This window comes from Plebeiibacterium marinum, assembly GCF_026013615.1.
GTDB classification, from domain to species: domain Bacteria; phylum Bacteroidota; class Bacteroidia; order Bacteroidales; family Marinilabiliaceae; genus Saccharicrinis; species Saccharicrinis marinus_A.
In genome coordinates, this window is sequence record NZ_JAPDPI010000151.1 from 1 (window position 1) to 389 (window position 389).

Genomic DNA, 389 nt, shown 5'->3' on the forward strand with positions numbered 1-389 from the left:
ATGGCACTGGCTTTTGAAAGCCATTAAAAAAGGCCCCTGCATCTTCGCAAGGGCCTCCATGACCACAACCATACAATAGGTAACCACCCTATCTACTTTTCATCTTGCCCACTAAATATCTCAGCAACATCGAAACAAAGAAACTTACCGCTGTTCCCAAGGCAGCATAAACCACAGTTTCAACAAAACTGTCCAGAGTAAAGCTCTTGAACGCCGCGATTACACATCCCCCCAAAAATCCTACCTTGCCATCCTGATGAAACTGCTCCATGTCTATGCTGCTTTAAAAGTTGTTTTTACTACTACGGCATGTCCACTGTTGCCAGCAACAATGCCCTGCTCTCTTTGTTGTTGATGAGGTAAAGCTCTCCGTTCACGGCCTGGTAATA

Annotated in this window: 1 protein-coding gene; it reads right to left on the minus strand. The window is 45.2% G+C overall.

Annotated elements, in window-relative coordinates:
* Positions 1-88 precede the first annotated feature (88 nt).
* A complete protein-coding gene (locus OM074_RS21280; protein WP_301202723.1) occupies positions 89-271 on the minus strand; it encodes a hypothetical protein in 183 nt (60 codons plus the stop codon).
* Between the last annotated feature and the right edge of the window lie 118 nt (positions 272-389).

Excerpts from the sequence above, each read along its gene's own strand:
- OM074_RS21280 (WP_301202723.1), bottom strand. The coding sequence starts at position 271 with ATGGAGCAGTTTCATCAGGATGGCAAGGTAGGATTTTTGGGGGGATGT.